Origin of the sequence: Waterburya agarophytonicola KI4, assembly GCF_020640915.1 — a bacterium.
In the GTDB taxonomy this organism is placed as follows: Bacteria; Cyanobacteriota; Cyanobacteriia; order Cyanobacteriales; family Xenococcaceae; genus Waterburya; species Waterburya agarophytonicola.
Window position 1 is genome coordinate 1 of the sequence record NZ_JADWDC010000101.1, and the last position, 10,841, is coordinate 10,841.

The 10,841-nt window shown below is 40.8% G+C and carries 6 protein-coding genes; 3 read left to right on the top strand and 3 right to left on the bottom strand.

Annotated features, from left to right (window positions below):
- Window positions 1–248: 248 nt before the first annotated feature.
- Both psaB and psaA read right to left on the bottom strand, forming a co-directional pair.
- Entirely contained in the window at window positions 249–2,462 is a 2,214-nt protein-coding gene (psaB, locus tag I4641_RS22155; RefSeq protein WP_229642763.1) for a photosystem I core protein PsaB, read from the bottom strand.
- A 295-nt stretch (window positions 2,463–2,757) separates the two neighbouring features.
- A complete protein-coding gene (gene psaA / locus I4641_RS22160; protein WP_229642764.1) occupies window positions 2,758–5,022 on the bottom strand; it encodes a photosystem I core protein PsaA in 2,265 nt (754 codons plus the stop codon).
- 427 nt (window positions 5,023–5,449) lie between these two features.
- Between psaA and I4641_RS22165 the strand changes: the two genes are divergently transcribed.
- The 3 genes from I4641_RS22165 (at window position 5,450) to prmA (ending at window position 10,183) form a co-directional block, all read left to right on the top strand.
- Window positions 5,450–6,976 carry a hypothetical protein gene (locus I4641_RS22165; RefSeq protein ID WP_229642765.1) on the top strand — a complete coding sequence of 509 codons (1,527 nt, stop codon included), beginning with the start codon at window positions 5,450–5,452 and terminating at the stop codon, window positions 6,974–6,976.
- A gap of 330 nt (window positions 6,977–7,306) precedes the next feature.
- The gene (gene serA, locus I4641_RS22170; RefSeq protein ID WP_229642766.1) at window positions 7,307–8,896 is read left to right on the top strand and encodes a phosphoglycerate dehydrogenase; all 1,590 of its coding nucleotides are present in this window, start codon (window positions 7,307–7,309) and stop codon (window positions 8,894–8,896) included.
- A 351-nt stretch (window positions 8,897–9,247) separates the two neighbouring features.
- On the top strand, window positions 9,248–10,183 hold the full coding sequence (prmA, locus tag I4641_RS22175; RefSeq protein WP_229642767.1) for a 50S ribosomal protein L11 methyltransferase: 936 nt from the start codon (window positions 9,248–9,250) through the stop codon (window positions 10,181–10,183).
- 14 nt (window positions 10,184–10,197) lie between these two features.
- Here the strand turns inward: prmA and I4641_RS22180 are convergent.
- The coding region (locus I4641_RS22180; RefSeq protein WP_229642768.1) for a DJ-1/PfpI family protein at window positions 10,198–10,841 on the bottom strand (644 nt) is incomplete at its 5' end.

Here is a 10,841-nt window from a genome sequence, read left to right on the forward strand (position 1 = left end):
TCTGAAGTAATTCACATAATTCTTCTAAGGTTGCATCATTATTGCTTTCAATGATATACGAGCTTTACTAAGGTTTAGTTAGTTTGATTTATTAGTTTTTATCTTAATTTTAAGCTACTTTTGTCAATCGGATTTAGTCTGAAACCGCGTTGGCTTTCTCGACTCCCGTCCTTTCGGTAAACAAAAAAATCCCCCACCCGAAGGTAGGGGAGCTAATTACTTAAGTACAGAGTAAATTACGGATATTGCTAACCGAACTTACCAGCAGTAGAAGCAATTAAGAAGGCTGCATAAGTCAGTATGTAACCCACCGTAAAGTGAGCTAGACCAACTACACGAGCTTGAACGATTGAAAGAGCAACAGGCTTGTCTTTCCAGCGAACTAGGTTAGCTAGAGGAGTACGCTCGTGCGCCCAAACAATAGTTTCGATCAACTCTTGCCAGTAACCACGCCAAGAGATGAGGAACATGAAACCAGTCGCCCAAACTAGGTGTCCGAATAAGAACATCCAAGCCCAAACAGATAGGTTATTTACACCATAAGGGTTATAACCATTGATTAGTTGTGCGGAGTTCGCCCAGAGATAATCGCGGAACCAACCCATGAGGTAAGTGGAGTTTTCGTTGAACTGAGCAACATTACCCTGCCAAATACCGAGGTGTTTCCAATGCCAGTAGAAAGTCAGCCAGCCCAGAGTGTTGAGCATCCAGAACATAGCTAGGTAGAAGGAATCCCAAGCAGAGATGTCACAAGTACCGCCACGACCAGGACCATCACAAGGGAAAGCAAAACCGAAGTCTTTCTTGTCGGGCATTAGTTTAGAACCACGTGCGTCTAAAGCACCTTTGACAAGAATCAAAGTAGTGGTGTGTAGTCCCAAAGCGATCGCATGGTGTACCAAGAAGTCCCCAGGACCAATGGTGAGGAACAAAGAGTTAGTTCCACTGTTGATCGCATCTAACCAACCAGGCAACCAAGCTGCACCGGTTTGAGCGATACTATCAGGGTTAGACAACAAAGTATCCATGCCATAAAGAGCTTTACCTGAGGCAGCTTGAACGAACTGAGCGAATACAGGTTCAATCAAGATTTGCTTTTCAGGGGTACCAAAAGCAACTACTACGTCGTTATGTACATACAAACTCAAGGTATGGAAACCAAGGAACAAAGATACCCAACTTAAGTGAGAAATCAATGCTTCTTTATGCTCCAGCATTCTATAAAGCACGTTATCTTTGTTAGCTTCAGGATCGTAATCCCTGACTAAGAAGATCGCACCGTGAGCAAACGCGCCAACCATTAGGAATCCAGCAATATATTGGTGGTGAGTATATAAAGCTGCTTGAGTTGTGTAATCCCTAGCAATAAATGCGTAAGAAGGCATGGAATACATATGCTGTGCTACCAAGGAGGTAATTACACCCAAACAAGCCAAGTGCCATCCCAATTGGAAGTGCAAAGAATTGTTGTAAGTGTCATACATTCCTTTGTGTCCAGCACCAATCATGCCACCAAAGGGAGTACCTTGAGGTGGATTGTGAGCTTCCATGATTGTTTTCATGTCATGACCGATACCAAAGTTAGTACGGTACATATGACCAGCAATGATGAAGATAACTGCGATCGCCAAATGGTGATGAGCAATATCTGTCAACCAGAGAGACTCAGTTTGAGGATGGAAACCACCTAAGAAAGTTAAGATAGCTGTTCCTGCTCCCTCAGAAGTTCCAAATACATGACCAGCAGTATCGGGATTCTGAGCGTATACACCCCAGTTAAGGCTAAAAAATGGCCCTAAACCTGCGGGATGAGGAGGAGTAGAAAGGAAGTTATCCCAACCGACGTGCTGTCCGCGAGATTCGGGAATAGCAACGTGAACTAGGTGTCCAGTCCATGCCAAAGAACTTACCCCAAACAAACCAGCTAGATGGTGGTTGAGGCGAGATTCAGCATTTTTGAACCAAGCCAAGCTAGGACGGAATTTGGGCTGCAAGTGCAACCAACCAGCAAACAAGAATATAGTTGCAAGAATCAGTAGGAAAATAGATCCTTGATATAGTTCTTGGTTACTAGTCATACCAATGGTATAAAACCAGTGGTAAACACCAGAATAGGCAATGTTTACTGGGCTGGAAGCACCACCTTGGGTAAATGCATCGATCGCACCTTTCCCAAAGTGAGGATCCCAAATCGCATGGGCGATAGGGCTAGTGTTTAAAGGATCTTTTATCCACTGTTCAAAGTTACCTTGCCAAGCTACATGGAACAGAGTACCGGAAGTCCACAAAAAGATGATTGCAATATGACCAAAATGAGAGGCGAAAATCTTCTGGTAAAGATTTTCTTCAGTCATACCATCATGAAGCTCAAAATCATGAGCTGTGGCAATTCCGTACCAGATCCGACGAGTAGTCGGGTCTTGGGCGAGATCCTGGCTAAATTTCGGGAATTTAGTTGCCATAGGTTATGGGTAGAATTCTCCTGTAGGGTGAAAAATGAGATTAATATTGCTATTATTTGCCACTCATTTTTGGCTTTTTATTACTACCTACAATATTTAATATTCTTTGGTAGTAATTTTATTAAAACACGGTTCACAATTAAGCCACGAGACTTATATTTTTCGCCGTTGAGTTTTTTTTACTGTTGATAAACTCAAACTATAGTTCGAGCTTATAGTTGTGCCAACCAATCTTGCAAGACAGCTTCAACTTATAGCTTTAGCCACCTTGAAAGATTGGCATGAGGTGAATTGTTTAGAACATTAGCGTCCTTGCGTGGAAGAATGCCCAGGTAGTAACAATTCCACCTAGTAGATAGTGAGCTACGCCTACTGCACGACCTTGAGTAATACTCAAAGCACGAGGTTGGATAGCTGGAGCTACTTTAAGTTTGTTATGAGCCCAAACAATTGACTCGATCAACTCTTGCCAATAGCCACGTCCGCTAAATAGGAACATGAGACTGAAAGCGAAGATAAAGTGACCTGCCAGGAACATAATTCCATAAGCAGATGCAGCAGAACCGTAGCTGTTGATCACTTGAGAAGCTTGCGCCCACAAGAAGTCACGTAACCAGCCGTTAATAGTGATTGCACTTTGAGCGAAGTTACCAGCAGTTATATGAGACACCGTACCATCTGGAGAAACTGTCCCCCAAACATCGGACTGCATTTTCCAACTAAAGTGGAAAAGAACTACAGAGATGGAATTGTACATCCAGAACAAGCCTAAGAAGACATGATCCCAACCCGATACTTGACAAGTACCACCACGACCAGGACCGTCACAAGGGAAGCGGAATCCTAGATTGCCTTTATCTGGAACTAGGCGGGAACTACGAGCGTAGAGAACACCTTTTAACAGAATCAAAGCTGTTACGTGAATGGTAAATGCGTGAATATGGTGAATCATAAAGTCAGCAGTACCTAAAGTGATAGGCATCATTGCTACTTTTCCACCAACTGCTACTACACCACCACCGAAAGCATGGCTAACGGTTTCCATTGCTGTAGGAGCGGTATTTCCAGGTGCCGCAGCATGAATACCTTGTATCCACTGAGCAAAAATGGGTTGTAGCTGAATTGCTGAATCCGAGAACATATCTTGGGGACGACCCAAAGCTCTCATAGTGTCATTGTGAATGTATAGACCAAAGCTATGGAAGCCTAGGAAAATACAGACCCAATTAAGGTGAGATATAATCGCATCGCGAACGCGCAAAACGCGATCAATCGCATTATCTACATTCTTGGCTGGGTCGTAGTCACGCACCATATAAATAGCAGCGTGGGCTCCTGCACCAACAATTAAGAATGCACCAATCCACATATGGTGAGTGAATACACCTAATTGAGTAGGATAATCGATCGCCATGTAAGGATAAGGTGGCATAGCATACATATGCTGAGCCACAATAATTGTTAAAGAACCAAGCATTGCCAAGTTCAAAGACAATTGGGCGTGCCAAGAAGTTGTCAGAACTTCATATAGCCCCTGGTGTCCTTTTCCGCCAAATAACAAAGGATCGCCTTGATGACCGTCTAAAATTTCTTTCATGCTGTGACCAATACCAAAGTTGGTACGGTACATATGACCAGCAATAATAAACAGTACTGCGATCGCTAAGTGATGGTGTGCGCTATCGGACAGCCATAATCCACCTGTTACAGGGTTCAAACCACCTTTGAAGGTCAAGAAGTCGGAATATACACCCCAGTTAAGCGTGAAGAAAGGTCTCAACCCTTCAGAGAAACTAGGATAGAGTTCCGCCATCTTGCTACCACCGTTCAAAATGAACTCATGGGGTAGAGGAATGTCTGCTGGAGCTACTCCCGCATCTAACAATTTGTTAATTGGTAGAGATACGTGAATTTGGTGTCCAGCCCAACCTAGAGAGCCCAAACCTAACAAACCAGACAAATGGTGGTTCATCATTGATTCCACGTTCTGGAACCATTCTAATTTGGGAGCTCTTTTGTGGTAGTGAAACCAACCCGCAAAGATCATTAGGCCTGCCATCACTAATCCACCGATAGCAGTGCAGTATAACTGATAGCTATTAGTGAATCCAGAAGCTCTCCACAGGTAAAATAACCCCGAGGTTATTTGAATTCCGTGGAAGCCACCGCCTACATCACCATTTAAAATTCCTTGACCAACGATTGGCCAGACTACTTGCGCGCTAGGTTTGATAACTGTGGGGTCGCTTAACCAAGCTTCATAGTTGGAAAAACGGGCTCCGTGGAAATACATTCCGCTTAACCAAACGAAGACCACTGCTAAATGACCAAAGTGCGCGCTAAATATTTTTCGCGAAATATCTTCTAAGTCACTGGTATGACTGTCAAAATCATGAGCATCAGCGTGAAGATTCCAAATCCAGGTGGTAGTCTTAGGACCTCTGGCTAAAGTTCGGTCAAAGTGACCTGGCTTGCCCCACTTCTCGAAAGAAGTTGGAACTGGATCTACATCAACTGTTACCTTGACTTTCGCCTCTTCTTTTTGAGGACTGATTGTCATGAGGATTCTCCTCTCAGGGCAATAGATTTTAGATTAGATGTTCCTATTCATTACGAATAGGTACTTATTATGTAAAAAACAAGAGTGAAAACCACTGCTTTTTATATAACCTTAGCTAGCTTTTCCTTCAAAAATAAAGTTCGAGCTACAGGCATTACTGTATATGATCTTAAGTCCCAGATCTGCCGAACAAGGGTAAAGCTTAACAAAATTTTAAATGGATGAGATTATTGATTTGGCAAGGTTTCCACGTCCAGAGTTTTTCGGTAAAAGTATACAAAACACAAATTATCTTTACAAATAGCAATAAAACCTTTGTCGCAAAATCATCTCTTACCTGATGTAATTTAGTAATAGTAAAGGATTGATTCGAGTCAAATTTAAAATTTTAATTTGCTGACTCGATTGCAGTTATAGATATATATCAATGAAAATTATTAAATTCTGCTTATTATTATTCTGTTTGACTTATCTAGTAAGTTGCGGACAGGTTAGCACAGGGAATTCTTCAATCGGGAATAACACCAAGTCATTTAATGTTACTAATGGCAATCTTGCAGAAACACCAACACCAAAAATTATCAAAGAGTTAGATAGACAGCTAGAAAAATATACTCCTAAAGTTAAAATTGTTTCTCCTCAAAAAGAACAGATATTTGATCGAGCAACCATTAGTATTCAGCTAGAAGTTGAAGATCTAACCCTGTTCAACGACGACAAATTAAAGCTGGGCAATCATCTCAATTTAATTTTAGATAATGAGCCATCAAAGCTAATATACGATCTTACCCAGCCAGTTGTGCTAGAAAACCTAACTCCAGGAACTCATACAATTAGAGTTTTTGCCTGTCGTCCTTGGGGAGAAAGTTTTAAAAATGATGGTGCCTACGATCTAAGAACCTTTAGCATTTTAACGGAAACTAATGATAATCGTCCTGATCGCAATTTGCCTCTGTTAACCTACAACAGTCCTACTGGGACATATAGTGCAGAACCATTTCTGTTAGACTTTTATCTCACTAACGCTCCATTACACTCCGTTGCACAAAGCGATCCCAATCTTGAGGATTGGAAAATTAAAGCCACAGTTAATGGGGATAGTTTCTTCATTGAAAACTGGCAACCCTTTTATTTAAAGGGGTTGAATGAGGGAGCAAACTGGATTCAATTAGAATTAATTAACGAGGAAGGAAACAATATTGAAAATGCTTTCAATAACACGGTTAGGGTGATTAATTACGATCCGCGACAAACAGATACTCTAGGAAAACTAGTTACAGATAAGATATCTTTGACCGAAGCACAGTCTATAGTCGAGCAAAACTACTATATTCAGCCAGTAGGTATGCCAGAAATTATTGAGCCAACGGTAGAGATAGAAGAACCAAAATCTATCGAATCTGATGCTGTGGAGAAGACAATTGAACCGATAGAAGAAGCCTCCATAGAAGACAAAACAGAGATAGAAATGACTAAAGTAGAAAGCAAAAAAACGATGTCTGAGCCTGGCTCTGCAAAAGCAAATTCTGTTTTTGAAGAGGAGCAACAGAAGAACTCAAACTTAACTGAAAATAAAAACACTGAAGAAGTCTCCAGCAATGAACTATTGAAACAAACCGTCACAATTCCAGCTCCAGCAACTGAAGAGGCGGAGGAAGTAACAAAGACTGATCGAGATAAGTTAGCAGAAAAAATGGCAGCAGTGGAATCAAAAGAGATAATTACCATTAACCAAAAAAACTCAGATTCAGCAAAACCACTAGCAACCATTGAAATTACCCAGTCAGAATCAGTAGAAAATAGTGGGGATAAAATTGCTATTACTGTTCCTCAAATCGATTCAAACTCAGTACCAGAGATGGAAAATGCCACCCCAACGTGGTGGAAAAATATCTTAGTAAGCTTGCGCCAAAAACTAGAAAGCTTAGTGGAATTATTGCCTAACAAAGTTTAGTTCAAAATAAAATAAGTTCGGTAATTTTAATGTTATGGCGTTATGGCTAAGGTAGAGTTGTAAATCCAAAATCTTGTTAACGATTGTAGAATTCAAGCTACTTTTACCCCTACAATAATCTACTGCGCTAACTTAAAATTGCTCTGTAAAGGGTGGTAAGCTGAAAGTCTATATACATAAGCTTTTAACTCAAATATTAATGGCGATTTGTTGGCTCTCAAGACCGACTTTTATGTCACTAGTAAAGAATTAAATTTTGCTTATATATCTAGAACAAGCTTACAGATAGAAAAATTAAGACTCAAGGGAATTAGACTACAATTCATGACTATGGCAAAAGTTCTCGTCTCCGATCCTATCGATCAAGCTGGTATCGATATTATCTCTCAGGTAGCCGAAGTAGATGTTAAAACCAAACTACCTTTAGAAGAATTAATCAAAATAATTCCCGAATATGATGCTTTAATGCTGCGATCGGGTACAAAAGTAACAGCAGAAGTTATCCAGGCTGGGACAAACCTCAAAATTATTGGACGTGCGGGAGTGGGGGTAGACAACATTGACGTTAAGGCTGCTACTCGCCATGGAATTGTGGTTGTCAACTCTCCAGAAGGTAATACGATTGCTGCCGCCGAACACGCTATCGCCATGATGTTGGCATTATCTCGCCAGATTCCTGATGCCAATCAGTCGGTCAAAAACGGTAAGTGGGAACGTAAAAAATTTGTTGGAAATGAAGTTTATAAGAAAACTTTAGGTGTAGTTGGTTTGGGTAAAATAGGCGCCCATGTAGCAAAGGTAGCACGAGCAATGGAAATGAAATTGCTAGCTTACGATCCCTTTGTTTCCGCTGAAAGAGCCGAAAGATTGGGCTGTAGCCTAGTCGATCTAGACTTATTATTTAAAGAATCTGACTATATTACGCTACATATTCCCAAGACTCCCGAAACAGCGAATTTAATTAATGCTAAGGCATTGGCTAAAATGAAGCCTCAGGTGAGAATTATCAACTGCGCTCGCGGTGGTATTATTGACGAAACGGCGATCGCCGAAGCTCTACAGGCAGGTAAGATTGGCGGTGCTGCTTTAGATGTATATGCCAATGAACCTTTAGGAGAATCACCCTTGACAGAAGTTGGTTCTAATTTGGTTTTAACGCCCCATTTAGGAGCATCTACCGCCGAAGCGCAGGTAAATGTTGCGATCGATGTAGCAGAGCAAATTAGAGATGTTTTGCTAGGACTACCCGCACGTTCTGCGGTTAACATTCCTGGTTTAAATCCCGATGTGATGGAAAAACTCCGTCCCTATCTAAGATTGGCAGAAACATTAGGAACTATGGCTGGTCAATTGGCTGGGGGAAGAATTGACGAACTCAATATTCGTTTGCAGGGAGAATTGGCTAATAATGATAGTCAGCCCATAATTGTAGCGGCTCTCAAAGGTTTGTTATCTGAAGCTCTTAGAGAACGGGTAAATTATGTCAATGCTGCGCTCGAAGCTCAAGAAAGGGGCATTAGAGTGATTGAAACTAAAGATAGCTCGACTCGCGACTATTCTGGAGGCTCGTTACACGTAGAAGCTCGAGGATCTAACGGAAAACATTCCGTAACAGGTGCTTTGCTCAGTGAAGGAGAAATTAGAATTACCAACTTAGACGAATTTCCCATCAACGTTCCGCCAAATGACCACATGTTATTTACTCTCCATCGAGATATGCCAGGAATTATTGGCAAAATTGGCTCGCTTCTTGGTAGCTATAACGTCAATATTGCTAGCATGCAAGTCGGTCGCAAAATCGTGCGAGGTGAAGCAGTTATGGTACTTAGTCTTGACGATCCTTTACCAGAAGGAATATTGCAAGAAATTACTAAGGTAGATGGTATTAGAGATGCTTACACTGTAAAACTATCTGTTTAGTCAAGGTAGATCTCCTCTATTGATAATTGTTGAACAATGAACAGATAACGAAGTTGGTAAGAGTATTTGCCAACTTCATTATTTTCGAGCGATATTGATACTGGTTAAAGACAAAATCAAAGACAATTTACGCTAATCGTAAATTATTTAGCAATATTGGGAAAACTATAATATAGAACCAAATTAAAAAAGTGGATCGAGTAAAAATCTTGGCATAAAGTGGTGAAAAGTCAGAGGTTATCAAACTAAACTAACTAAACTAACGATCGATCGAGTTAAACGGTAATAGTTAGAAAACCACTATGGTTCAACTTAGATAGTCCCTATATAATTCATAATTCAAGGAAATTCATGTCTAATCGTTGGTGGGAGATCGTCGTAAAATGCGAGCCAGTTATGGAAGAATCAGTTTTTTGGCGACTCGAAAAGTTTGGTTGTTCGGGAACGGCTACCGAAATTAAAATTTGGGAAAATGAGAACAATGTTGAATCTCAATCTGCTTTGAACGAACAGATTTTAATTCGGACTTATATTCCTGAAATTAGCACTCAGTTATTAGACTTAGCAGCTTTGTCTTTGTGGTTAGAGCAAGATGCAAAATTGCTAGAAGTATCCACCCCAGAAGCGAAATGGCATTTAATCGACGAAGAAGATTGGGCAACTAATTGGAAACAACATTGGCAACCCGCAGAAATAGGCGATCGCTTTTTGATTTATCCCGCTTGGGAAACCCCTCCTGAAGATTCTGAGAAAATAATTTTAAAATTAGATCCTGGTGCTGCTTTTGGTACTGGAACTCATCCCACAACCCAGTTATGTCTGGAGTCGGTAGAAATGCGGTTATATAGCAATGCCGAAACCCAAACTATCGCCGATCTTGGCTGTGGTTCGGGTATCTTATCCTTGGGTGCAGTTTTGTTAGGAGCAAAGAAAGCTTATGCAGTAGATACTGATGCTTTGGCTACCAAAACTTGTCGCAGCAATTGTCAACTAAATGAAATAGAACGTAATAGTTTGATTGTTGCTGATGGCAGTATTGAAAAACTGATTGAAAGTGGTGAAATTTTTGATGGTGTTGTTTGCAATATTTTGGCTGATGTCATTGTCGAATTATTTCCTCAGTTCAATCAAATAACTCATGACAAAAGCTGGGCAATTCTTAGTGGAATATTGATAAGCCAAGCCGATATGATTGCTGATGTTGTGGAACAGAATGGATGGACAGTGGCAGCATTGTGGAAGAGAAAAGACTGGTGTTGTTTTAATATTCGTCGTTCGGAATATTGAGTTAACTCTAGAGTCTACAGGCTGTCTTTAACCTTTTTAGAATCATTTTGTAGTGCAATCTTTTGTGTTTGTTGCCAAAATACTTCAATAAGTGGTTTTCCAAGTTCTAATAATGGTTTGACGATTTTTTCTCCTGCTGCTTCAGCCGTTCCTGCGTTGAAGGGTGGTTGAGGTTGATATTCCATCATTAATTGAGCCATTTTTGCAATGTCTTCACCACAAAGCAAACTGAGCAAGGTCAATGCCAGATCGATACCAGAAGTTACTCCTGCACCTGTAATGCGATCGCGATCAATCGCTATTCTGTCAGATGAAACTTTAACCCCTAGTGTTTTTAGTTGTTCTCGAAATGCCCAATGACAAGTAGCTTGATAACCTTGTAACAAATTAGCTGCCGCCAAAATTAACGAACCCGTACAGACACTGGTTATATATCGAGCAGTGCCATCTTGCTTCTCTAAAAAATTGAGAATACCCTTGTCTTTCATTACCTCAACTTGTCCTACTCCTCCACCAGGAACGCAAATAACATCCAATGTAGGACAATTTTCTATGGTTACTGTTGGTGTAATAACTAAACCTTCGTTGCTAACTAACTGCTGTTGAGCTGGCTGCCTGACACAAGTAGCTAAAAGAGTGAAAATACGGTAAGAAAAAA

Bases quoted from the DNA above. Each gene is read 5' to 3' on its own strand.
- psaA (WP_229642764.1), bottom strand. From the start codon at position 5,022: ATGACAATCAGTCCTCAAAAAGAAGAGGCGAAAGTCAAGGTAACAGTT.
- serA (WP_229642766.1), top strand. From the start codon at position 7,307: ATGGCAAAAGTTCTCGTCTCCGATCCTATCGATCAAGCTGGTATCGAT.
- psaB (WP_229642763.1), bottom strand. From the start codon at position 2,462: ATGGCAACTAAATTCCCGAAATTTAGCCAGGATCTCGCCCAAGACCCG.
- prmA (WP_229642767.1), top strand. From the start codon at position 9,248: ATGTCTAATCGTTGGTGGGAGATCGTCGTAAAATGCGAGCCAGTTATG.
- I4641_RS22165 (WP_229642765.1), top strand. From the start codon at position 5,450: ATGAAAATTATTAAATTCTGCTTATTATTATTCTGTTTGACTTATCTA.